The organism is Sphingomonas sp. KRR8, from assembly GCF_023559245.1.
Lineage (GTDB): Bacteria > Pseudomonadota > Alphaproteobacteria > Sphingomonadales > Sphingomonadaceae > Sphingomicrobium.
In genome coordinates this window covers 1,854,321-1,878,030 of the sequence record NZ_CP097462.1, presented here as the reverse complement: position 1 = coordinate 1,878,030, position 23,710 = coordinate 1,854,321, and the positions used below count along the sequence as shown (strand labels likewise).

21 protein-coding genes are annotated in these 23,710 nt (G+C 67.8%); 13 read left to right on the top strand and 8 right to left on the bottom strand.

The window, feature by feature from the left end:
• Positions 1–8: 8 nt before the first annotated feature.
• From cobS to M8312_RS09405, 3 genes are all read left to right on the top strand, one after another.
• Positions 9–1,013 (top strand): cobaltochelatase subunit CobS, encoded by a 1,005-nt coding sequence (gene cobS, locus M8312_RS09415; RefSeq protein ID WP_250117449.1) that lies wholly within the window; start codon positions 9–11, stop codon positions 1,011–1,013.
• On the top strand, positions 1,014–2,831 hold the full coding sequence (cobT, locus tag M8312_RS09410) for a cobaltochelatase subunit CobT (protein WP_250117448.1): 1,818 nt from the start codon (positions 1,014–1,016) through the stop codon (positions 2,829–2,831). It begins immediately after the preceding gene.
• A gap of 203 nt (positions 2,832–3,034) precedes the next feature.
• A complete protein-coding gene (locus M8312_RS09405) occupies positions 3,035–3,958 on the top strand; it encodes an esterase-like activity of phytase family protein (protein WP_250117447.1) in 924 nt (307 codons plus the stop codon).
• Here M8312_RS09405 and rpmB read toward each other — a convergent pair.
• Positions 3,955–4,245: a 50S ribosomal protein L28 gene (gene rpmB / locus M8312_RS09400; RefSeq protein WP_250117446.1), complete on the bottom strand. Its 291-nt coding sequence runs from the start codon at positions 4,243–4,245 to the stop codon at positions 3,955–3,957. The two genes, M8312_RS09405 and rpmB, sit on opposite strands and share 4 nt — an antisense overlap.
• Positions 4,246–4,404: 159 nt before the next feature.
• Here rpmB and M8312_RS09395 point away from each other — a divergent pair, with 159 nt between their 5' ends.
• The 3 genes from M8312_RS09395 to M8312_RS09385 are packed head-to-tail and all read left to right on the top strand — an operon-like array spanning position 4,405 to position 6,586.
• Positions 4,405–4,707 (top strand): hypothetical protein, encoded by a 303-nt coding sequence (locus tag M8312_RS09395; RefSeq protein ID WP_250117445.1) that lies wholly within the window; start codon positions 4,405–4,407, stop codon positions 4,705–4,707.
• A 56-nt stretch (positions 4,708–4,763) separates the two neighbouring features.
• The gene (locus M8312_RS09390) at positions 4,764–5,192 is read left to right on the top strand and encodes a nucleoside deaminase (protein WP_502957407.1); all 429 of its coding nucleotides are present in this window, start codon (positions 4,764–4,766) and stop codon (positions 5,190–5,192) included.
• Positions 5,193–5,251: 59 nt separating this feature from the next.
• Positions 5,252–6,586 carry a hemolysin family protein gene (locus M8312_RS09385; RefSeq protein WP_250117443.1) on the top strand — a complete coding sequence of 445 codons (1,335 nt, stop codon included), beginning with the start codon at positions 5,252–5,254 and terminating at the stop codon, positions 6,584–6,586.
• Positions 6,587–6,622: 36 nt separating this feature from the next.
• Here the strand turns inward: M8312_RS09385 and M8312_RS09380 are convergent, their stop codons facing one another.
• From M8312_RS09380 to purD, 3 genes are all read right to left on the bottom strand, one after another.
• Entirely contained in the window at positions 6,623–7,162 is a 540-nt protein-coding gene (locus M8312_RS09380) for a helix-hairpin-helix domain-containing protein (protein WP_250117442.1), read from the bottom strand.
• Positions 7,163–7,270: 108 nt separating this feature from the next.
• Positions 7,271–7,648, bottom strand: a complete 378-nt coding sequence (locus M8312_RS09375) for a hypothetical protein (protein WP_250117441.1) — start codon at positions 7,646–7,648, stop codon at positions 7,271–7,273.
• Positions 7,645–8,907, bottom strand: a complete 1,263-nt coding sequence (purD, locus tag M8312_RS09370; RefSeq protein WP_250119758.1) for a phosphoribosylamine--glycine ligase — start codon at positions 8,905–8,907, stop codon at positions 7,645–7,647. The genes M8312_RS09375 and purD overlap by 4 nt, the downstream gene beginning before the upstream one ends.
• On the opposite strand from purD, the gene xseA reads away from it, so the two are divergent.
• Together xseA and M8312_RS09360 are read left to right on the top strand one after the other, a co-directional pair.
• Positions 8,900–10,300, top strand: coding sequence for an exodeoxyribonuclease VII large subunit (gene xseA / locus M8312_RS09365; protein WP_250117440.1), 1,401 nt, complete (start codon positions 8,900–8,902; stop codon positions 10,298–10,300). The genes purD and xseA overlap by 8 nt on opposite strands.
• Positions 10,301–10,308: 8 nt before the next feature.
• Positions 10,309–10,518 carry a DUF2093 domain-containing protein gene (locus M8312_RS09360; protein WP_250117439.1) on the top strand — a complete coding sequence of 70 codons (210 nt, stop codon included), beginning with the start codon at positions 10,309–10,311 and terminating at the stop codon, positions 10,516–10,518.
• Here the strand turns inward: M8312_RS09360 and M8312_RS09355 are convergent.
• Positions 10,515–11,993 (bottom strand): putative 2OG-Fe(II) oxygenase, encoded by a 1,479-nt coding sequence (locus M8312_RS09355; RefSeq protein WP_250117438.1) that lies wholly within the window; start codon positions 11,991–11,993, stop codon positions 10,515–10,517. The two genes, M8312_RS09360 and M8312_RS09355, sit on opposite strands and share 4 nt — an antisense overlap.
• A gap of 9 nt (positions 11,994–12,002) precedes the next feature.
• Complete coding sequence (locus M8312_RS09350; protein WP_250117437.1) at positions 12,003–12,392, bottom strand: hypothetical protein; 390 nt, start codon at positions 12,390–12,392, stop codon at positions 12,003–12,005.
• Between the two features lie 377 nt (positions 12,393–12,769).
• Between M8312_RS09350 and M8312_RS09345 the strand changes: the two genes are divergently transcribed.
• The 5 genes from M8312_RS09345 (at position 12,770) to M8312_RS09325 (ending at position 20,286) form a co-directional block, all read left to right on the top strand.
• On the top strand, positions 12,770–15,973 hold the full coding sequence (locus tag M8312_RS09345; protein ID WP_250117436.1) for a TonB-dependent receptor domain-containing protein: 3,204 nt from the start codon (positions 12,770–12,772) through the stop codon (positions 15,971–15,973).
• A gap of 116 nt (positions 15,974–16,089) precedes the next feature.
• On the top strand, positions 16,090–18,093 hold the full coding sequence (locus M8312_RS09340) for a tetratricopeptide repeat-containing sulfotransferase family protein (protein WP_250117435.1): 2,004 nt from the start codon (positions 16,090–16,092) through the stop codon (positions 18,091–18,093).
• A complete protein-coding gene (locus tag M8312_RS09335; RefSeq protein ID WP_250117434.1) occupies positions 18,090–19,247 on the top strand; it encodes an aspartyl/asparaginyl beta-hydroxylase domain-containing protein in 1,158 nt (385 codons plus the stop codon). The genes M8312_RS09340 and M8312_RS09335 overlap by 4 nt, the downstream gene beginning before the upstream one ends.
• Positions 19,248–19,324: 77 nt before the next feature.
• A complete protein-coding gene (locus M8312_RS09330; RefSeq protein ID WP_250117433.1) occupies positions 19,325–19,585 on the top strand; it encodes a hypothetical protein in 261 nt (86 codons plus the stop codon).
• Between the two features lie 38 nt (positions 19,586–19,623).
• Positions 19,624–20,286 carry a Fe2+-dependent dioxygenase gene (locus M8312_RS09325; RefSeq protein WP_250117432.1) on the top strand — a complete coding sequence of 221 codons (663 nt, stop codon included), beginning with the start codon at positions 19,624–19,626 and terminating at the stop codon, positions 20,284–20,286.
• Positions 20,287–20,291: 5 nt separating this feature from the next.
• Here M8312_RS09325 and clpB read toward each other — a convergent pair whose 3' ends face one another.
• Together clpB and M8312_RS09315 are read right to left on the bottom strand one after the other, a co-directional pair.
• Positions 20,292–22,889: an ATP-dependent chaperone ClpB gene (gene clpB, locus M8312_RS09320; RefSeq protein ID WP_250117431.1), complete on the bottom strand. Its 2,598-nt coding sequence runs from the start codon at positions 22,887–22,889 to the stop codon at positions 20,292–20,294.
• Positions 22,890–22,952: 63 nt separating this feature from the next.
• Positions 22,953–23,702 (bottom strand): M15 family metallopeptidase domain-containing protein, encoded by a 750-nt coding sequence (locus M8312_RS09315; RefSeq protein WP_250117430.1) that lies wholly within the window; start codon positions 23,700–23,702, stop codon positions 22,953–22,955.
• Between the last annotated feature and the right edge of the window lie 8 nt (positions 23,703–23,710).

The following is a 23,710-nucleotide window of genomic DNA, read 5'->3' as shown; positions in this document are numbered from 1 at the left end:
GCCTCAGCATGGCCGACCTCTCCAACGAAACCCAGATTCCCACGGGCGAGACGCTGATGAGCGCGCCCGACAAGATGCTGAAAGTGCGCGACGCGTTCGGCATCGACAGCGACATGGAGGTCCCGGCTTTCTCGGAGGCCGACGAGCGGGTCCCCGACCTCGACCCCGCTTATGTGTTTGACCCGGACACCACGTTGGCGATCTGCGCCGGCTTTGCCCGCAACCGCCGGGTGATGGTCCAGGGCTATCACGGCACTGGCAAGTCGACCCATATCGAGCAGGTCGCCGCCCGGCTGAAATGGCCGTGCATCCGGATCAACCTCGACGCGCACATCAGCCGCATCGACCTCATTGGCCGCGACGCGATCGTGCTTCGCGACGGCCAGCAGGTGACCGAATTCCGCGAAGGCCTGCTGCCGTGGGCGCTGCAGCATCCGGTGGCCCTGGTGTTCGACGAATATGACGCAGGTCGGCCGGACGTGATGTTCGTGATCCAGCGCGTGCTGGAGGTCGAGGGCAAGCTGACCCTGCTCGACCAGAATCGAGTGATCCGGCCCAACCCCTTTTTCCGCCTGTTCGCCACGACCAACACGATCGGGCTGGGCGATACCACGGGCCTCTATCACGGCACCCAGGCGATCAATCAGGGGCAGATGGACCGCTGGAACATCGTCACCACGCTCAACTATCTGCCGGCGCAGGTCGAGGCGCAGATCGTGCTCGCCAAGTCGGGCGAATATGACAAGGCCGACGGCCGCCAGACGGTGGAACGGATGATCAAGGTCGCCGACCTGTCGCGCCAAGCCTTCATCAATGGCGACATTTCCACCGTGATGAGTCCGCGCACCGTGATCAGCTGGGCGCAGAACGCCTTGATCTTCGGCGATGTCGGCTTCGCCTTCCGGGTGAGCTTCCTCAACAAGTGCGATGAGGCCGAGCGGCCGCTGATCGCCGAGATGTACCAGCGCGTGTTCGGCAAGGACCTGCCGGAGAGCGTGGCCGGCAAGGCTTAGATGGCCGAAACCACGCCGCTCGACCGCTTTCGCCAGGTGCTGGCCGGGGCGGCCCGCGCGATCGCGCAGGACCCGGAGGTGGAGGTCGCCTTCGCTTCCGAGAGCGGCGCTACCGGCGGGCGCGTCGCGCGGGTGGTGTCGCCCGGGCCGGGGCTCAACCCGCGGCTGGTGGCCGAGGCACGGGGCGGTGCTGACGCGGTGGCGCTCAGGCTGCGGCACCATAATGACAAGCTGCACAACGGGCAGGCGCCGTTAGATCCCGAGGCCCGGGCGGTGTTCGACGCCTTGGAGAGCGCGCGGATCGAAGCGCTCGGCGCGCGGGCGATGCCGGGTGTGCGGGAAAATCTCGCGGCGCTCACCGAAAGCCGGGTGCGGACCGACCCGATCACCCGCGCCCGTTCAATGGAAGAAGTTCCGCTGGCGACCGCCCTCAACCTGCTCGCGCGCGAGCGGCTGACCGGTGAGGAACCACCGGCGGCGGCCAATGCCGGCCTGTCGCTGGTGCGTGAGTGGATCGAGGAGCGTGCAGGGGGGGACCTCGACGCCCTGGCGCTCGCATTGGACGATCAGTCGGCCTTCGCTTCACTGGCTCGCAAGCTGCTCGAGGACCTCGAACTCGCCTCGGCCGATGACCGGGCGGAGGAAGAGCCTGACGAGGGCGGCGAGGACGAGCAGGGGGAGGAATCGGGCGAGGACGACAGCGAGAATCCGGAGGACGACCAGAGCCCGTCCGCGGGCGAGATGGAGCAGCGCGCCGAGGAGGAGCAGCAGGAAGCGGAAGACGAGGACGTCTCCGCCGAGGACTCCGAAGATTCGGACTCCATGCCCGGGGAGGAGGGCGACGAGAGCAGCGTCCCGCGTCCGAATCGCCGCTCAACGGAGCCGGAACTGGCTGGGGACTATCGCGCCTTCACCACCCGCTTCGATGAAGTCGTCGAAGCGCCGGACCTGTGCGACGAGGAGGAGCTCAACCGCCTCCGGGCCTACCTCGACCAGCAGATGGGCTCGCTGTCGAGCGTGGTGACGCGCCTCGCCAACCGGCTTCAGCGGCGATTGATGGCGCAACAGGCGCGCAGCTGGGATTTCGACCAGGAGGAGGGGCTGCTGGACGCCGGGCGGCTGGCGCGGGTGATCGTCTCACCGGGCCATTCCCTGAGCTACAAGATCGAGCGCGAGACAGACTTCAAGGATACGGTGGTCAGTCTGCTGATCGACAATTCGGGGTCGATGCGCGGGCGGCCGATCTCCATCGCGGCGATCTGCGCCGACATCCTGGCGCGCACGCTGGAACGTTGCGGGGTGGCGACCGAGGTGCTGGGCTTCACCACCCGGGCCTGGAAGGGCGGGCAGAGCCGCGAATCCTGGCTGAGCGAGGGACGGCCGCCCAACCCGGGACGGCTCAACGACCTTCGGCACATCATCTACAAGCGTGGGGACGAGCCCTATCGCCATTCGCGCCGCAACCTCGGGCTGATGATGCGGGAAGGGCTACTTAAGGAGAATATCGACGGCGAAGCGCTGTTGTGGGCGCATAATCGCCTGATCGCCCGGTCCGAGGAGCGGCGGATCCTGATGGTGATCAGCGACGGCGCTCCGGTCGACGATTCTACGGCCAGCGCGAACGGTGGCGCCTATCTGGAGAAGCATCTTCGGCAGGTGATCGGCTATATCGAGAATCGCTCGCCGGTGGAGTTGGCGGCGATCGGGATCGGCCATGACGTGACGCGCTATTACCGGCGCGCGGTGACCATCATGGATGCCGAACAGCTGGGCGGCGCGCTGGTGGAGCAACTGGCGGCGTTGTTCGATCAGGGCTGAACGGCAGTGCGGAGAAGCAGTGGCCCGGCACGGATATGCTACTGGTGCCGGACCAGCCCTCAAACGCGACGCGAGGGAACTTATACTCCGCCGTGGCCGGCGAATGCGACGGGATGACAGGGGGGAATATCCCGTCCGCAGAAGCACTTATGCCCGCTTCGGCGTTGAACGCGCCTGAACGGAAGGTGCAGCGCAGGTTCAGGTTGCGCCGCCGGATACTGCTGGTCCTGACGGCCGCCGCGATCGCCGTGCTACCGGGTGATGGCGGACAGGAACTCCCCAATCGCAAGCCGCTCCCCGATGCGGTCGCCGCGGTGCGGTTCACGCCCCTGCGGTTGAAGGCCGGGCCGGCACTCGGGCCGGTGCGGCTGCTCGGGGCATGGACCGTGACGTCGCCCGACCGGCGTTTCTTCGGGCTGTCGGCCCTAAGCGTGACGAACACGGGTCTGCTGGCCCAGAACGATTCCGGCGTGGTCATTCGCCTGCCCAGACCAGGCATGGCCGCATCGGCCAGCCTCCACGACCTGCCTGCCGGGCCCGGCTACGCCACCTTCAAGAAGTATCGCGACAGCGAGGGCCTGCTGCGCGCGGCGGATGGCGGCTGGTTCGTCACCTTCGAATACCGCGATTCGCTATGGCACTTCGACCGCGATTTCCGGCGCGGACAGCGGGTGGTGGACCTGCGCGCCATGCACTGGCCGAGGAACGAGGGAGTGGAGGCGCTGGTCGGCGCACCTCGCGGCGGGCTGCTGCTGTTGCCCGAAACGAGGCGAGGGGCGCTGTTGCTGCGGGGCGGCAAGGCGACCTTGCTGCCGCTTGCCGGTCGGACCGGCGGACTATCGGATGCGGTGACGCTGCCTGACGGCCGGATCGTGGTGGCGGTGCGCGAGCTTGGGCTGGGGATCACCAACCGGCTGGCGTGGCTCAAACCCGACGGCCTCGGCTATCGGCTGGAGCCGTTCGCGACGCTGCCGCTGGGCTGGCTCGACAATGTCGAGGGGCTGGCCGCCGAGCCGATGGCGGGTGGTGGCACGCGGCTATGGGCCGTCACGGACAATGACGGCTGGCGGCGGACCGTGCTGCTGGAGATGATATTGCCGCCCGCACCGCGAGCGGCGACGCGTTAGGCGGCCGCAGTCGCCTTCTTCGCCAGCTCACGCTTGAGCTTGCGGGCGGTCGGCGACAGCTTCTCGGCGTTGGTCTTCTCGAGCCAGTTGTCGAGGCCGCCAACATGCTCGACCGAGCGCAGGCCGTGGGTCGAGACGCGCAGCTTGACGCTCTTGCCCAGCGAATCGCTGATCAGCGTGACGTTCTGCAGGTTCGGCAGAAAGGTCCGCTTGGTCTTGTTGTTGGCGTGGGAAACGTTGTTACCCACCTGCCGGCCCTTGCCGGTCAGCTCGCAAACGCGCGACATAATCTGATATCCTGCAAAAATAGAAAGCAGCGCCCAACAAGTGAGCGCCGGATCAGCGGGGGCCACTACAGAAGCGGGGTGACGGCGTCAACCGCGCAACCGCTTGCGCAGGCGAACGTTAAGCCCGCGATACGATCAACCCAAAGGGGCCTGCAAAACATGCGCGGCATCATTCTCATTCTCATTCTGGTGGTGGTGCTGGCGATCGCCGCCTTCGCGACCGGCCTGCTCAACCTTACTCCGACCCAGCCGGGGCAGGTGCCGAGCGTCGCGGCGCAGGACGGCAAGCTGCGGGTCCAGGGCGGGCAGTTGCCCAAGGCCAAGGTCGAGGCGGGCCAGATCGCGGTCGGCCAGGGCGAGGCGACCGTCAGGGTCCCCCGGATCGAGGTCCGGCCAGCGGGGAACCAGCCGGCCGTGCCCACCGACAATGCGGTCAGCAGCAGCAACACGGTCCAGCAGTGACGTTCGCCGGGCTTTGCCGCTAACAAGGCGGCATGGCCTTTCCGTTGCCAATGCCGATGCGCCGCGCGCTGGACCTCGCCGCCGAAGCGGCGCGGGCGGGCGAGGTGCCGGTCGGCGCGGTGGTGAGCCGGGGCGAGACGATCGTCGCGGAAGGGCGCAACATGATGCGCCAGGGCCTCGACCCGACCGCCCATGCCGAGATGGTCGCGATCCGCGCGGCCGCCGCGGCGCTGGGCAGTCCGCGCCTGGACGGCTGCACTTTGTGGGTCAGCCTGGAGCCTTGCGCGATGTGCGCCGGAGCGATCGCCCTGGCGCGGTTCGACGCACTGCGCTTCGCCGCGGAGGACCCGAAGGGCGGCGGGGTCGTGCATGGCGCACGGGTGTTCGCGCAAGACACCTGCCATCACCGGCCCGACGTGCTGGGCGGGCTGGGCGAAGCCGAGGCGGCGGCCCAGCTGCGCGACTTCTTCCTCGCCCGTCGCTGACCCAAACCACCCGGCCGCTTGGCAGGCGGTGCCCTATCCCGTTATGAGTAGCTGACCCAATGAGCGCCCAACTGCTCCCATTTCCCTGGCTCGACCTGGTTTTGATCATCGCGCTGGTGGCGCTGAATGGCGTCCTGTCGATGAGCGAGCTGGCGATCGTGTCGGCGCGCGACGCGCGCCTGAAGGCGCTGGCCAAGGCCGGCAGCGGCGGCGCCCGCACGGCGCTGGCCCTCGCCTCCGACCCGGGGCGCTTCCTGTCCACCGTGCAGACCGGAATCACCCTGATCGGCGTGCTTGCGGGGGCCTATTCCGGCGCCAGCATGGGTGAACCGACGTCGCAGCGGCTGGTGCTGCTGGGGATCGAGCCCGCGCTGGCGCACAAGCTCGGCTTCGGGCTGGTGATCGTGGTCACCACCTTTGTCTCGCTGATCGTCGGCGAGCTGGTGCCCAAGCAATTTGCCCTGCGCAGCCCCGAGCCGATTGCGGTGGTGATGGCCCGGCCGATGTACTGGCTGAGCCGCGCGACGGCGCCGTTCGTCTGGTTCCTCGACAAGACCAGCGGCGCGATCTTCGCCCTGCTCGGACTGAAGCGCGAGAATGAGAACCAGGTCACGGCCGAGGAGCTGCACCTCGTGGTTGCCGAGGCGCAGAGCGCCGGCGTGCTGGAGGAAAGCGAACGGGCAATCATCAGCGGCATCGTCCGGCTGGCTGACCGGCCGGTGCGCGAAGTGATGACGCCCCGCACGGAGATCGACTGGATCGACATCAACAGCACCCCCGAGGAACTGCGCGAGGCGCTGAAGGACACGCCGCACAGCCGTCTGCCGGTGGCGGAAGGGTCGGTCGAGAAGATTGTCGGGGTGGTGCAGACCCGCGACCTGCTCGACGCGGCGTTAGATGGGCGCCCGCTCGACCTCAGGCAGCTTTCCCGCAAGGCGCCGGTCATTCCGGACGTGATGGACGCGATGGATGCGCTGACCGTGCTGCGTTCGGCTGAGGTGCCGCTGGCGCTGGTGCATGACGAATATGGTCACCTCGACGGCATCTGCACGCCCGGTTCGCTGCTGGCGGCGCTGGCGGGCGCCTTCCGCTCGGACGGGGAGGACGACGATCCTCCGGCGGTGGAGCGGGACGATGGCAGCTGGCTGTTGTCGGGAGCGGCCAACGCCGACCTGCTGGAGGACCGGCTTGGCCTCAACATGCCGGCCGAGCGCGACTATTCGACGGTGGCGGGATTTGCCCTGTCGGTGCTCAAGCGGCTGCCGACGACCGGCGAGACCTTCGAACACCTCGGCTGGAAGTTCGAGATCGTCGACATGGACGGCCGCAAGATCGACAAGCTGATCGCCACCGGGCCCAAGCGGAAGCGCGAAGTCGAGGAAGAAGAGGCCTAGCTACTCCCCCCGGTCAGGGGGAGTAGCGGGCTGATTTCAGAGCTTGCCGAAGCTTGCCTCATAGCCGGCCTGGTCGCCGCGGGCGAGGAAGGCGGCCTGCTCGACGATCCGGTCACGCACCAGGCGGCCCTTGAAGGCGCCCAGCTCGGCATCGATCCGTTCGACATCCGACGGCGTCAAGGCGGCGATCTGCGCGTAGGTCATCAGCCCCTGGCTGTTGAGGATCGCGGCCAGCTTGGGACCGACGCCCTTCATCCGCTGCAGATCGTCCGGCTGCTCGCCTTCGGGAAGGTTCGCGTGGACGCGGGTGCCGATGACCTGGCCGACCACGTCGCTGGTGGCCGCCGCGACCTCGTCCACAATGCCTTCGTGACGCGGGGCGGTGCGGACCACCTGGGGCGGGATGTCATGCTGGGGGGTGATCGCCGGCTGCTGGCGCATGTGCGCGCGCACCGGCTCCTCTTCACGGCTCAAGGTCACCTTCTGCCTGGGGCGGAAGATCAGGATGCCGACAATCAGTCCGATCGCGACCGCGACCACGAACACCGGCCAGTAAGTGGCCCACAATTCACTCATTCCAACCTCGTGTCTGATGACGGAAAATCTTGTACGCGACCCAGGCGACGCCGAGGCCAGTGGCATAGCCGGCCAGCCCGAGCAGCGCGGCTTCGAGGAACAACGGCATCAGCTCTTGTCCGGAATGGCGACGACGGGCGGCGCCAGCACGTTTTCGGGCGGCGGTCCGGGCGGCAGCTTGGTTTCCACCGGCAGGCTGTTCGGGTCCCACTCGACCCTGGCGACGCCGGGCAGCGCCGCCATTCCCTCGGCCAGCAGGCCCCGCTGGAAGTCGTCGGCCGGGCCCGAAAGGATCAGGGTCCGGCTCATCGGTGTTTCGGCCAGGTGCGCCTGGATCTGGCTCATGTCGTTGACGTCGAGAAGCCGCCGCGCATGACCTTCGATGTCGGCCTTGAGCCGCGCGGCCGCACCTAGCGGGCCGTGAAAGAGTTCGGCGACCGCCAGGGTCGCCACGGCGCCGAGGATGAGGGGCTGGACCTTGCTCATGCGCTGGTCCGCGCCAGTTCGCGCCAGCCGATGTCACGGCGGTGGAAGCCGTCGGCGAAATCGATGGCATCGACGCCGCGATAGGCACGGGCGCGGGCCTCGGCCAGCGTCCGGCCAATGGCGGTCACCGCCAGCACCCGCCCGCCCGTGGCAAGCAGCGCGCCCGAGCCGTGGCGGGCCGTGCCAGCGTGGAAGACGGTAACGCCGTGCTCGCGTTCGGCGGCTTCGATTCCGTCGATCGTCCCGCCCTTGCGCGGCGTGCCGGGGTAACCCTCGGCGGCGATGACTACCGTAGCCGCCACCGAGTCCTTGAGCCTCGGCGCCTCGATCTCGGCCAGGCGACCGGTGGCCACCGCGTGGAGCAGGGCGGCGACGTCGCCGTCGATGCGCGGCATGATCACCTCGCATTCCGGATCCCCGAAGCGGACATTATATTCGATCAGCTTGGGTCCGTCGGCGGTCAGCATCAGACCAGCATAAAGCACCCCGCTGAAGGGCGTTCCCCGCTCGGCCATGGCGCGAGCGGTCGGACGGACGATCAGGTCCATTGCCGCTTCCTCCAGTTCGGGGGTCAGCACACGGGCGGGAGAATAGGCCCCCATGCCGCCGGTATTGGGGCCGGTGTCGCCTTCGCCGACGCGCTTGTGGTCCTGCGCGCTGGCCAGGAAAATGGCGGTGTCGCCGTCGACCAGCGCAAACAGGCTGGCTTCCTCGCCGTCGAGGAATTCCTCGATCACCAGCGGCCCGTCGCCGGCCACGCGGATGGCGGCCTCGGCATCGTCGCGGCTGAAGGCGACGGTGACGCCCTTGCCGGCGGCGAGGCCGTCGGCCTTGACCACGACCGGCAGGCCAAAGCGGTCGAGCGCGTCCAGCGCCTCGGTCATCCGATCGGTGCGGACATAATCGGCGGTCGGGATGCCCTCGCTCGCGCACAGGTCCTTGGTGAAGCCCTTGCTGCCCTCCAGAGCGGCGGCGGCGGCGTTGGGCCCGAACACGGGAATGCCCGCGGCACGGCAGGCGTCGGCGACTCCGGCGACGAGCGGCGCCTCGGGTCCGACCACGATCAGGCCGATGCCCTCGCGCTTGGCCAAAGAGACCACCATATCCGGGTCGGTGGGATCGATCGCGACGCAGTCGGCCCAGCGGGCGATGCCGGGATTACCCGGTGCCGCCAGCAGCTTGCCGCAGCTGGGGCTTTGCCGCATTGCCCACGCAAGCGCATCCTCGCGTCCGCCCGAACCCAGCAGAAGAATGTCGATGGACCCCGTCACCGCAGGCCTCCTAGCCCAGCAAGCCCCCGGCGACAATTCGCCCCCGATGACGGTCGGCGAGCTGGCCGGCGCGGTGAAGCGCGCGGTGGAGAGCGGCTTTGGCCGGGTGCGGGTGCGCGGTGAGATCAGCGGGTGGAAGCGGCACAGTTCCGGCCACTGCTATTTCACCCTGAAGGACGACGCCGCGTGCATCGATGCGGTGATCTGGCGGACCTCGGCCGGAACGCTGGCTTTCCGCCCCGAGGACGGGGCCGAGGTCATCGCAACCGGCAAGATGACGACCTACCCCGGCCGGTCGAAATATCAGATCGTCGTCGACCGGATGGAGCTGGCCGGCGAAGGCGCACTGATGGCCCTGCTCGACAAGCGTCGCCGGGCGCTGGCCGCCGAGGGACTATTCGACGCCACTCGCAAGCGTCGGCTGCCGTTCCTTCCGCGCACCATTGGGGTAGTCACCAGCCCGACCGGCGCGGTCATTCGCGATATTCTCCACCGGCTGGCCGATCGCTGCCCGACCCACGTCATTCTCTGGCCGGTGCCGGTGCAGGGAGAGGGGGCGGCGGCCAAGGTCGCCGCCGCCATCCGCGGCTTCGCCAGGCTGGACACTCCACCGGACCTGCTGATCGTCGCGCGGGGTGGCGGCTCGATTGAGGACCTGTGGGCCTTCAACGAGGAAGAGGTGGTCCGCGCCGCGGCCGAATCGCCGATCCCGCTGATCAGCGCGGTCGGCCATGAGACCGACACCACGCTGATCGACCATGCCGCCGACCTGCGCGCGCCCACGCCCACCGCCGCGGCCGAGCTGGCCGTGCCGGTCCGGGCCGAGCTGGCGGCGCAGCTGGATGAACTGATGGCCCGCAAGCGGCGCTGCCTGATGAAGCGGGCGGACGACGCGCGCGAGCGGCTGGCGCTGACCTCCTGCCGCTGGCCCGAGCCCGCTGCGCTGCTTGGTCCTAGGCGCCAGCGGCTGGATGAGATTGGCGACCGGCTGCCGCGCGCGCTCGCCGCGCGCACCCACAAGGCCGAGGCGGCGATGAACCGGGTAACGCCCTTGCTTCGCCGGAGCCTGCTCGACAGCCGGATCGAGCGCCTGTCGGACAAGCTCGCGGCCGTTTGGAAGACTGCCGAGCTGGTTCACCCCGACCGCCCGCTGTCACGCGGCTTCGCGCGGGTGACGGACCGGTCGGGGCACACGCTGATCCACGCCTCGCAAGCGCAAGCAGCGGGGGCGCTGACCCTGCGCTTCGGTGATGGCACGGTGGACGTGGTCACGTCCGACGACGCCACCGCCTCTCCCTCTCCACCCCCGCGCAAGGTTGAGCGGAAGGCGCGCTCTTCCTATGTGACCCCCCAGCCCGGATTGTTCGACGGCGAGGACTAGGACCTACGATGCTCATGCAAGGCGGCGGCCGCGAGGCCCGCATCCACTATCTCGCCGGCACCTTTCGAGTCCTCTCCGACGGCGATCATGTGAAATGCGCGGTCACCGGCGCGCGCATTCCGCTCGACAATCTGCGCTACTGGAGCGTTGCGCGGCAGGAGGCCTATGCCGACGCCGCCGCCAGCCTCGCCGCGGAGGATCGCGCCAAGGGGCGCTAGCCCCGGGGTACCGCCACGTCGAAGGCGACCGTCAGGCGCTCGCCAGACGTGAAGGGCACCGTGCCGTGCCACATGGTCGAGGGAAACAGGACCAGCCGCCCCGGACGCGGTTCGATGACCCGCGTCGGCCCTAGCGCCAGCCCCAGCGACTGCTGCGGTTGCCCGAGCGTCAGCCAGCCCGCCTGTCCGTCCTGTCCGAGGCTTTCCGGTAGCGCCACGTAAAGCGCCGAGCTGAACCACCCTTCCGGGTGGACATGCTCCTCGTGGAAACCGCCTCCCGCCAGCCGTACCGACCAGCTTCCGGCAAAACGGATCGGACGGTGCCGCGCATGCCGTAGCTGTGGGTGCGCCGGGTCGATCGCGGGCAGCTGTGCCCGGTGCCGCTCCACCGCGCCGACCAGTGCCTGCCGCAACTGCTGCACGATCGGGTCGGCCCGCAGGAGCAGGTGCGCGTCGGTCTGCGTGCCGCCGCGGACCGACTGCTCCAGCGGTTGCCGGACCTGCCGGTGAAGACCGCGCAGGAAGGCTGCCAGCTCCTCGAGCGGCGGCAGCTGCTCACCAAGGTCATAGACGCCGACCAGCTCAGGCGGCTCGAGCCATGTCGCGCGAGGGTCGCCGAGCAACCGCCAGGCAAGCCCGAAGTAAGGATAGAGGGCCTCGGCGCCGGCCGGGCCGTCCAGCATGGAGTGTAGCTGCAGGACCTGCTCCGGCTGCCCGGTCCGCAGCCAGTGGCGGCAGATGAAGATGGCGCTGGCCAGGTCGGGCAGCGGGCCGAAGGAGCGGAACAGGGCATCGGCGGCCGCAGTCTCCCCCAGTTCGCTGAGGATGCCCGCCTCGTTCCAGGCCAGTGCGGTGTCGCCGGGGAACCGCTGCCGGGCCGAGCGGACCACGTCAAGCGCGCGCGGCCAGCTCTTGGATTGCATGGCCACCGCCAGCCATTGTTGCCACAGGGCCAGGTCGGCCGGTCGATGCCCGACCGCCGCTGCGATGGCGGCGTCGGGCGCCCCATCCAGTCCGGCAGTGGCGGTCAGGCGGCTGACCAGCCAGTAGCCGGCCAGCCAGTCAGGCCGATCGGACAGGCGCCCCTTGGCCAGCGCCAGCGCCGCGCCCGGTCCGTCTTCCGCTGCGACCGCGGCCACCAGCCCCTGCGCAACGGCGTCATCCCCGGGGGCGAGCGCCAGCGCCCGCTCGAAATCGGGACGGGACCGCAGGCCCGCTTCGTAGCGGCACTGCGCCAGTCCCTGCTGAATGCGCGCATCGGCGGGAGCGAGCGCGGCGGCCCGGGCCATGGCGGCGACGGCGGGGGCAAGCTGTTCGGCGGCGCGGTGGGACAGTGCCAGACCCTGCCAGCAGGCCGCGTCGTCTGGCCAGCGGTCCACCGCCGTGGTCAACAGCTCGACCGCTTCGTCTTCGCGGCCGCCGCCGAGCAGCGCCAGCCCCCGCGCGGCGGCGCTGGCCGGGTCGGTGGCGTTCATTGGGTTTGTTTACTGGATGCGCTTGACCCGCACCGCCGGCTGGCGGTCGACGCTCAGCATGAAGCTGCCCATCGTGGCGCGGCGGATGACCACCTTGTCGCCGGGGCGCGGCTCGACGGCGATCACGTTGCTGTCGATCTGGCTCCAGCGACCGTCATCCTGAAGCACGAAGACATAGCCGCCATCGCTGTTGCGGCCGACGCCCGCGATCACCCCGTCGAGCTGCTTCACCTCCGTCGACTGGTCGTCATCGAGGATGCCGATGCGGGGCAGGGTGAGCCCGAATAGCGAACGGCGGGTGGAGCGAACCAGCTCCCGATCGACGACGACGAGGTCGCGGCGGGCGATGCCGTCCGCCATCGCACTGGTTTCACGATCGAAGCAGGCCAGCCGCTGCACACTATCGGTTAAGCTCCGACAAGCTAACAGCTTTTGAACTTGGGCCGGAGGCGTTGCGGGTGGCGCTGCTGGCTTGGCCGCCGCCGCTGGAGCAGCAATCGCACCCGCCGCCATCAACATGGCCATCATGTAACCTTGGCGCATCATCCCTCCCCCAACAGCTTGTGATTACTTCCGAAATGCCGCTCAGCCGAGCCCTGAACCTCTGTGGCAAAGATGTGACACCATGACCATCATCGGTGCCAAGCCCCACTGCTCGAATTGCCTCTTAGGATTTGCTTCGCATAGGACGCAACCAGTCGGCAATGCTGTGATTGCCGCCGTCCGCACGTCGTCGCGCCCGCTTCCTGCCGGGGCCTCGAAAGCGAAGGGGAAACATGATGAAGTTCGATTATCGCCAGCGACTGCTCGGCACCACGCTGCTGGTCGGCGCCAGCCTGATCGCCACGCCGGCCTCCGCCCAGACCCAGCCCGCTCCGGGCACCGACACGGGCGGAAGCAACGTGTCGAACCCGACCGGCCCTGCCGAAGCGCAGCCGACCCCGACCACCTCGGCCACCGGCAAGACTGTCGAGTCGGGCCAGGACGTCGTCGTCACCGGCACCCGTATTCCGCAGCCGAACCTTGAGTCGACCGCCCCGGTGACCGTTGTCACCAATCAGGACATCAAGCTCCAGGGCGTCACCAAGGTTGAGGACCTGCTCAACTCGCTGCCGTCCGTGTTCGCGGCGCAGTCGTCGACCCTCGCCAACGGCGCGACCGGCACTGCCACCGTCGACCTTCGCGGCCTCGGCTCCACCCGTACCCTGGTGCTGGTGAACGGCCGCCGCCTGACCCCGGGTGACCCGGGCTCGTCGACCGCCGATCTTAACTTCATCCCGTCCTCGATCATCAAGCGCGTCGAAGTGCTGACCGGTGGTGCCTCGTCGACCTACGGTGCCGACGCGGTCGCCGGCGTCGTCAACTTCATCATGGATACCAACTTCACCGGTATCCGCTTCGACGGCCAGTACAGCCTTTACCAGCACAACAATGGCTCGAAGGTTACGCCGCCGCTGCTCGACGCCCGTGCGCGGACCCTGCCGGGCTACCAGTATCCGAAGGGCAGCGTCGCCGACGGCGGCACCTTCGACGGCACCGTCTCGATCGGTACCGGCTTCGATGACAACCGTGGCCACGCGCTGGCCTATTTCGGTTACCGCAAGGCCAACCCGGTCCTGCAGTCGCGTCGCGACTACAGCGCCTGCACAATCCAGAACGGTGGCAACGCGCTGAGCAACCCGCGTCGTCTCGACCCGGCGGCTCCGCTGCAGTGCGGCGGCTCGCTGACCAGCTACCCGGGCACGGCCGTCTACTTCCCGTCGACGACGTCATCGTCGACCGTCGGGACGTTCGGCCCCGGTGTGCTGAATCAGGGTGCCACGACCCGCTACAACTTCGCTCCGACCAACTACTTCCAGCGGCCGGACGAGCGTTACACCGCGGGCGTGTTCGCGAACTACGAGATTGCGCCGGCCGTGAAGCCGTACCTCGAGTTCATGTTCATGGACGACCGTACGGTTGCTCAGATCGCCCCGTCGGGTGACTTCGGCAACACGCTGACGATCAACTGCGACAACCCGCTGCTGTCGGCCAATCAGCGCAGCCAGCTCTGCAACAGCGGCAACCTGATCACCGGGTTCCTCGGCAACTTCCCGCTGGTCGCCGGCACCAACACGGTCACCCCGGGTGCTGCTCCGATCAACTTCATCAACCCGGTGGTTGGTGCGCTGAACCCGACCTACAACCAGGCCTTCCTGCAGCTGCTTCGTCGTAACGTCGAAGGCGGTCCGCGTCAGAGCGACCTGCAGCACACGTCGTTCCGTGGCGTGCTCGGCACCCGCGGCGACCTGAGCAAGGCGTGGTCGTACGACGCCTACTTCCAGTATGGCCGCACCAACTACAGCCAGGTCTATTCGAACGAGTTCTCCGCTTCCCGTCTGCGCAATGCGCTGGATGCGGTGACGAACCCGGCGACTGGCCAGGTGGTCTGCCGTTCGGTCCTGACCGGCACCGACCCGAACTGCGCGCCCTACGACATCTTCACCGGTGCCGGGCCGAGCACTGCGGCGCTCAACTATCTGACCGCGACGGGCTTCCAAAAGGGCGCCACGTCGGAGCAGGTGGCCAGCGTCAACTTCACCGGCCTGCTCGGTGAATATGGCCTCCGGTCGCCGTGGGCTGAGACGGGGATCGGCGTCAACGTCGGTGCCGAATATCGGAACGAGTCGGTCTACCTGAACACGGACAACGCCTTCCAGACCGGTGACCTCACCGGCCAGGGTGCGCCGACGCTGCCGATCTCGGGTAACTTCCACGTCACCGAGTTCTTCGGCGAAGCCAACGTTCCGATTGTCGAGAAGGGCTTCTTCTACGACCTGTCGCTAAACGGCGGCTATCGTCGGTCGTCCTACAAGACGAGCTCGAACCGGTCGTTCAAGACCAACACCTACAAGCTGGGTGTTGAGTTCGCTCCGATCCGCGACGTCCGCTTCCGTGCGGCCTACAACCGCGCGGTTCGTGCGCCGAACCTTCAGGAGCTGTTCGCTGCCCAGTTCGTCGGCCTCGACGGCACCAGTGACCCGTGCACCGGCGGGCCGATCGCGGCCACCAACTATGGCTGTCTCGCGCAGGGTCTGCGCGTTGGCCAGACGGTGACGGCCAACCCGGCGGCCCAGTATAACGGCCTGCTCGGCGGTAACCCGAACCTGAACCCGGAACGCGCCACCACCAAGACGCTGGGTGTCGTCCTGCAGCCGCGGTTCCTGCCGCGCGCCGCGCTGACGGTCGACTACTTCAACATCAAGGTGAAGAACGCGATCCAGGGCTATGGTGCGGACGCCATCCTGGCGGCCTGCAGCGCCAACACCACGGCGACCACGGTCTCGCCGGTCTGCTCGCTCATCCAGCGCAACCCGGTCAACGGTTCGCTCTGGCTTACCCCGGACGGCTTCGTCCGCGATCTGCCGACCAACGTCGGTGGCGTGAAGACCTCGGGCATCGAAGTGAACGGCAGCTACTCGCAGCCGATCGGTCGCCTCGGCACCCTGTCGGCGAGCCTGGTGGGTACCTACACCAAGGACTTCATCGTCGATAACGGCCTGACGCAGGCTTACGACTGCGCCGGCTTCTATGGTCCGACCTGCGGCAGCCCGCGTCCGGATTGGCGTCACAAGGCTCGCCTGAGCTGGACGATGCGCAATGGCATCGGCATCTCGGCTCAGTGGCGCTACTTCGGTGCGGTCGACATCGAGTATAAGAACTCGAGCTCGACGCTCGCTGGCAACTTCTACAACTTCAACTCGCACATCGGTGCGCAGAGCTACTTCGACCTCGCCCTCACGGCGAACGTCCAGCGTGGCTACAACCTGCGTCTCGGCGTGAACAACTTCCTCGACAAGGATCCGCCGCTGGTCACCTCCGGCTCGGGCACCTTCGGGGGCAGCGCCTGCGCCAGCGTGTTCTGCAGCGGCAATACCTACCCGGGCACCTACGATCCGCTCGGCCGGTACCTCTACGCCGGTGTGACGATCGACTTCTAAGTCGTCGCTTCACTGACGCGAGAAGGGCGGTTGGTTCGCGAGAACCACCGCCCTTTTTCGTTGCCGATCCTTTCCCTTGTGTTCGCTGGCGAAACCGCCAATCTCTGATCGAGCTGATGACCACCGCTACCCTCTCCGATCAGGCGCTGCAGCAAGCCGCCACTCTTGTCCGCCAGGGTCGCTACCAGGACGCGATCGCCGCCGGCGAAGCCGCGCTTGGGCAGCGGTCGGACCCAGTCCTGCATGCGCTGGTCGGCACGGTCGCGCTGCGGATCGGCGATTTCGACCGGGCGGCCGAGCACCTGCATCAGACTCTCTCCGCCCGTCCGGACGATCTCACCGTTCGCGGCAACCTTGCCGAGGCGCTGAGCACCCAGGGGCGCTTCGCCGAATTGCTCGATGCGGTTCCGGCCGAGCGGGCCGCCGCCGACCCGAGCCTTCGGTTGTGGCGCTATCGTGGCCATGCCGCGCAGCAGCTCAACCGCTTCACCGAGGCGCGCGACGCCTACTCCAAGGTCGTCGCCGCCGATCCAGCGGACTGGTCGAGCTGGAACAACCTTGGAACCTCGCTCAACGCGCTAGGCGAGCATGAAGCCGCGATCGCCGCGCTCCGCCAGGCCCTCACGCTGGTTCCTGATTCCGCGCCGATCCAGCTCAACCTCTCCGAGGTGCTGATCGACAGCGGTGACGGTGCTGAAGCCGAACGGGTCCTGCTCGCCATGACCGAGCATTTCCCCGACGATCCCAAGCCGTGGACCAGCCTCTACAATCTCTACAAGCTAGCCGGGCATGAAGAGCCGAGCCTTTCGGCCCTGCGCAATGCGGTGGCGCGCGATCCTGCGGACATGGCGCTGACCGCCGACCTTGCCCAGGAGTATGGTTTCCGCAACCAGTTCGACGAGGCGGAGCGCCTGTACGACCGGGTGATTGCCCACCAGCCCACCCTGTTCGCCGCCTATCAGGGTCTCGGCTCGCTGCTGGAGCGCACCAACCGAGAAGGGGAGCTCGACGCCCTGCTGGAGAAGGCTCGGTCCGCCGGGGCACCGGAGCCGGAGATCGGCTTCGTCGAAGCTCTCAAGCGCAAGCGCGAGGGCCGCTTCGAGGAGGCCCTGACCGCGCTCGACGGATCGGCGGAGACCGTTCTGCCTGGGCGGCGCGCGCACGTCCGCGGCCAGCTGCTCGATCGTCTTGGCCGGACGGACGAGGCGTGGGACTCGTTCATGGAAATGAACCAGTATTGGATCGATGATCCAGGCAAGCCGCTCGACCGGGCGGCCCTGTACCGTGCGCAGGTTCGGACGATGAGCGACCTGCTCACGCCGGAATGGGCCGCGAGTTGGACCCGCCACGACCTCCCGCTCGATCGGCCGACGCCGGCCTTCCTGGTGGGCTTTCCGCGCTCCGGCACGACGTTGCTCGACACCATCCTGATGGGCCATCCGGGGGTGCAGGTGCTTGAGGAAGAGCCGTTCATCGCCGAGATCGAGGAGCAGCTCGGAGGACCGGCCGCGTTCCCGACCGTGACCCGGGAGCAGGTCGCCAAGGCGCGTGACACCTATTTCGAGCGGGCGAACAGCGTCGCTCCGCTTCGACCGGGCACGCTGCTGATCGACAAGCAGCCGCTGCACCTCAACAAGGTGCCGGCGATCCTTCGCCTGTTCCCCGACGCCCGCTTCATCCTGGCGCTGCGCCATCCGCTGGACGTTCTGCTGAGCTGCCTGACGACCAATTTCCGCCCGAACCACGGGATGGCAAATTTCCTCGTCCCCGAACTGGCCGCGGAGACGTACGACCTCACCTTCTCGACGTGGGAGAAGAGCCGGGCGGTGTTCAGCCCGCCGGTCCACACCATGGTCTACGAACAGATGGTCGACGATCCGGCGGCGCAGCTTCGCCCACTGGTCGAATGGCTTGGTCTGTCCTGGCAGGATGAACTGCTGGACCATCAGAAGACGGCGAGCAGCCGGGGCCATATCAGCACTGCCAGCTATGCCCAGGTGGTCGAGCCGATCTACACCCGCTCCAAGGGGCGCTGGCATCGCTATGCGCGGCAGCTGGCGCCGATCATCCCGGTGATCCGCCCCTGGGCCGACAAGTTCGGATACTCGGTCGAGCCATGAGCCAGGACGCCGCCGCCCTTACCGCTGAAGCGGACCGGGCAGCGGCAACGGGTAATCTTGTCCGCGCGCACCAGCTGCTTGGCCGGGCGGCCGAGATGGTCGGGAACGACCCGGCGCTGTGGCTGAAATTCGCGGCGGTCAGCCGCGCGCTGCGCAAGCCGCTGGTCGCGCTGGCGGCGGTGCACAAGGCGCTCGAACAAAGCCCGCTCGATTTCACGGCGCTGCTGCTCAAGGCGTCGATCCTCACCACCCAGGAGGATCCGGCCGCTGGTGAAGCGTGGGCGGCGGCCATCTCGCAGAAGCCCGAGGGGGACCTTGCGCCCCCGCTCGCGACCGCGCTCCGCCAGGGGGAGGAGGTGCATGCGCGCTGGCTGGCCGACCGTGAAGCCCGGCTCGCGTCGGCGACGGCCCAGGTCGAAGCGGAAGCGGGTGAGGATGAGCAGGTGCGTATCGCCCGCTTCCGTTCCAACACGCTGCGCAAGACACGGCCGTTCCACTCGACGCCGACGCACTTCAGCTACCCCGGTATCACCGAGCGGGAATATCATCCGCGGTCACGTTTCCCGTGGCTGGCCGAGCTTGAGGCGGCGACCGAGACCATCGCCGACGAACTTCAGACGGTGCTCACCGCCGAGCGCGCGGAGCTGGTGCCCTACATTCAATATGCGGCGCATGAACCACTCGACCAGTGGCGGTCGCTCAACTGGAATCGCGACTGGACCGCGATTCACCTGTTCCGCAACGGCGAGCGGATCGAGAGCAATGCCCGCCACTGCCCCCAAACGCTGGCGCTGCTGGAGCGGTTCGGCCAGCCGCACATCGAGGGTGCCTCGCCCAACGCCATGTTCTCGCTGCTGGCGCCGCATACGGCCATTCCCGCCCATGTCGGCTACAACAACGCGCGGCTGGTCTGCCACTTGCCGCTGGTGGTCCCTCCGGGCTGCTGGTTCCGGGTCGGGGCGGAGACGCGTTTGTGGGAACGCGGCCGCGCCTTCGTGTTCGACGACACCATCGAGCATGAAGCGATGAACCCGAGCGACGACTTGCGCATCGTGCTGATCTTCGACGTCTGGCACCCCGACCTGTCCGCTGCCGAACGGAAGGCCGTCGCGGCCCTGATCGCCTCCGAAGGGGGCGCTGCAGGCGGCCTTTGACGCCCGTCGAAAAGGCGTTGCCTCGAACGGCGGACTGAAGCACCATCCGTCTCGCTTTGTGTCTAGGGAGTATGACGATGATTGGACTTGCCCTCCTTATGATCTTCGGCGCCGATCCGGCACTCACCGGGCCGACCGCATCGGCGACGAGGGAGTCGGTCGATCGGGTCGCTGGCAAGGATCCGAATGAAGTCATCTGCGAGGTTCAGGAAGAGCTCGGCTCGCGGCTCAAGGGCCACAAGGTCTGCGCCACCCGCGCCGAATGGGCGGAGCGCCGGCGTCAGGCCCGGACCGAGGTGGACCTCCAGCAGCAGAACCGTCCGACCAAAGGAAATTGAGCAGCCACCGGCGACATCGAGAGCGGGGCGGATAAGCGATGTACCGGGTGCTTCAGTTGCTGACGGCCGACGAGGTGGCCGAGTGCCGCCGGATCGCGGCCGCTGGAAGCTTTGTCGAAGGACGGATCAGCAATCCGCATAATCGGGCCAAGCAGAACCTCCAGTTGCATGACGGGCAGGCTTACCAGCGCAGCGCCAGCCTGCTGCGCGACGCGATGCTGCGCAGCGCCGAATTCCGCGAATTCTGCTTTCCTGCGCAGCTCGCCCCGCCGCTGCTGACCCGGTACGGACCGGGCATGCACTACGGGATGCATGCCGACGCCGCCTATCTGGAGCTGCCCGGCGGCACCCTGCGCAGCGACATCAGCTGCACCATCTTCCTCAGCGATCTCGACAGCTACGACGGGGGCGCGCTGCACGTCCGCTCGGGCGATCAGGACATTCGCTTCCGCCTGCCGCCGGGCCAGGCCATCCTCTACCCGTCGACCATGCTGCATGAGGTGGAGCCCGTCACGCGGGGTGAGCGGCTGGTGGCGATCACCTTCATCCAGAGCCGTGTCGCCGAGCCGGCCAAGCGCGAGCTGCTGTTTGAGCTGAACGAGGTTGCAGCGCTGGAGGGCCTGACCATGCAGCCGGACAATTACGCCCGGCTGCAGGTCGTTCAGGCCAATCTCCAGAGGTTGTTCGGCGACCAGCCCTAGGGACGTCAGGCCGGCTGCGGCTCGGCCACCGGCTCCAGCTTTAGTCCGCCGTCGTCTTCGTCCGCGCGTACCGTTGAACCGTCGCGGACATCGCCCCTGAGGATGAGGTCGGCCAGCGGGTCCTGCAGATAGCGCTGGACCGCGCGCTTGAGCGGCCGCGCTCCGTACGTCGGATCGTAGCCCACCCGCGCCAGCCAGGCCCGTGCCGCGTCGGTCAGCTCCAGCTTGATCTTGCGATCGGTCAGCAGCTTGCGGAGCCGGTCGACCTGAATGTCGACGATCGGCGCCATGTTCGCCGCCGACAGCCGATGGAACAGGATGATCTCGTCGAGGCGATTGAGGAACTCGGGCCGGAAATGACTGCGGACCACGTCCATCACCTGCGGCTCGGCCTTTTCCACCGACTCGTCGTCCGCAAGGGCGGCGAGATACTGGCTGCCGAGGTTCGACGTCAGGATGATGATCGTGTTGGTGAAGTCGACCGTGCGGCCCTGCCCGTCGGTCAGCCGCCCGTCGTCAAGCACCTGGAGCAGAACGTTGAACACGTCGCCGTGCGCCTTCTCCACCTCGTCGAACAGCACGACCTGATAGGGCCGGCGGCGAACCGCTTCGGTCAGCACACCACCTTCCTCATAGCCGACATAGCCGGGAGGAGCGCCGATCAGCCGGGCGACGGCATGCTTCTCCATGAACTCGCTCATGTCGATGCGGACCATCGCGGTGGGATCGTCGAACAGGAATTCGGCCAGCGCCTTGGTCAGCTCGGTCTTGCCGACGCCGGTCGGACCCAGGAACAGGAAGCTGCCCAGCGGACGATTGGGGTCCTGAAGCCCTGCGCGGGCGCGGCGGACAGCGGTGGAGACGGCCTTCACCGCCTGGTCCTGGCCGATCACGCGCTTGCCGATCAGCTGCTCCATCTGCAGCAATTTGTCGCGTTCGCCTTCCATCATCCGCTCGACCGGAACCCCGGTCCAGCGGCTGACCACGGCGGCGATGTCCTGGTCGGTGACTTCCTCCCGCAGCATGGCGTGCTGGGTGGCGGTGCGCGCCTCCTCCAGCTGCTTTTCCAGGGCCGGGATGCGCCCGTAGGCAAGCTCGCCGGCCTTGGCGAGGTCGCCCCCGCGCTGGGCCTGCTCCAGCTCCAGCCGGGCGGCGTCGAGCTGTTCCTGCACCTTGGAAGCGGCGGCGATCTTCTCCTTCTCCGCGTGCCAGCGCTGGGTCAGTTCGGCCGACTGCTGTTCCAGGTTGCCGAGTTCGGTTTCCAGGTTGCCGAGCCGGTCGCGCGACGCCGCGTCCTTTTCCCGCTTCAGCGCCTCGCGCTCGATCTTGAGCTGCATGATCCGCCGGTCGAGATTCTCGATCTCCTCCGGCTTGCTCTCGACCTCCATCCGGATCCGGCTCGCAGCCTCGTCCATCAGGTCGATCGCCTTGTCCGGCAGGAAGCGGTCGGAGATGTAGCGGTTGCTGAGCGTCGCCGCCGCCACGATCGCCGGGTCGGTGATCGTGATGCCGTGGTGAAGCTCATATTTCTCCTTCAGCCCGCGCAGGATGGAGATGGTGTCCTCGACCGTCGGCTCGCCCACGAACACCGGCTGGAAGCGGCGCTCCAGCGCCGGGTCCTTCTCGACGTGCTTGCGATATTCATCGAGCGTGGTGGCACCGATGCAGTGAAGCTCACCGCGGGCAAGGGCCGGCTTGAGGAGGTTGGAGGCGTCCATCGCGCCTTCGCTCTTCCCGGCTCCCACCAGCGTGTGCATTTCGTCGATGAACAGGATGATCTCGCCCGCTGCGGCCTTCACCTCGTCGAGCACGCCCTTGAGGCGTTCCTCGAACTCACCGCGATACTTCGCGCCGGCGATCAGCGAACCCATGTCGAGGCTGAGCAGCCGGCGGTCCTTGAGGCCATCGGGCACGTCGCCGTTCATCATCCGAATGGCGAGCCCTTCGACGATGGCGGTCTTGCCGACGCCGGGTTCGCCGATCAGCACCGGATTGTTCTTGGTCCGGCGGGCCAGCACCTGGATGGTGCGGCGGATTTCCTCGTCGCGGCCGATGACCGGGTCCAGCTTGCCGTCGCGCGCGGCCTGGGTGAGGTCACGGGCGAACTTCTTCAACGCGTCCAGCCGGTCCTCGGCACCCTGCGTGTCGGCGGTGCGGCCACCCTGGAGCTTGTCGATGGCGGCGTTGAGCGCCAGCGGCCGGACGCCCGCCCGCTCCAGCGCGGTAGCCACGTCCGTGCCCTTGGCCAGCGCCATCGCCAGCAGGATCCGCTGCACGGTGACATAGCTGTCGCCCGCCTTCTTCGCGACCTGCTCGGCCTGGTCCATCAGGCGGATCACGTCGCCGTCGAGCGCGGGCGCGGAGGTCGCGCCCGTTCCGGTGACGGCGGGCACCTTGGCGACCAGCGCATCGGCCTCCCGCTGGGCGGCCTTGGCGTCGCCGCCGGCGGCATTGATCAGTCCGGCGGCCAGCCCCTGCTCATCGTCGAGCAGTGCCTTGAGCAGATGCCCGGGCGTGATCCGCTGGTGGTGTTCCCGCACGGCAATCGTCTGCGCCGCCTGCACGAAGCCCTTGGCGCGGTCGGTGAGTTTCTCGAAATCCATGAAGCTGCTGTCCCCTACGATAGGTGTAAGGTAGTGTTGCCAATCAGCAACACAAGGGTGATCTCAGCGCGGTGCCAGTGGGTCGGGCTGCGGCGTGGTGCCCAGCGGGTCGCTGGCCGGAGCGGTTGTTGGTGGCGCGGCCGGCGGCGCCATTCGCACCACGGGCGAGGGACAGGCGAGGCTGCCGCCATCGTTGCGGCCCCACGTGCGATATTTCCAGCTGTCCACGTGGAAGCGCAGCTTGGCGTAGAAGCCAAGGCCGACATTGTAGCGCGGGCCATTGATTGCATGGGCCGCGCACAGCCTGCTCATCAGGACCCCGCGGTCGATGGGGACCAGCGGCACCAGGTCGATCGCCGACATGGTCATGTGCACGCTTTCGCGCGCGCCGCCGGCGCACTGGTTGAGGATCGGGTTGCGATAGGCGCTGACCGGCTCCACCCGGCCCACGGCGGGGACGACATAGTCGCGGACGAAGCGAAGGGTCTGGACGACGTTGGGCCAGTCACTGACCGGCGGCACTTCGAACGGATCGGCCCCGCACCGGGCCCAGTCGCTGGCGGTGCGCAGCAGTTGCCAGGTCGGCACCACGAAGGCGACCTGATTGTCCATCAGGTAGCGGTGGAAGCTGGAGACCAGGCCCGGCCGCCAGCTTTGCCCCATCACCCAGCGCCGGTAACCGGGCTCATCCTGGCCGGCGATCACATAGTCCCCCGTCGGGTTCCAGATCGAGGGACCGACCTGGAACGGCGGCGCGGTCACCACGGCGGTGGTGGGCTGGGCAAGGGCAAGCAACATGACGGCCAGGGGCATAGGGTCAG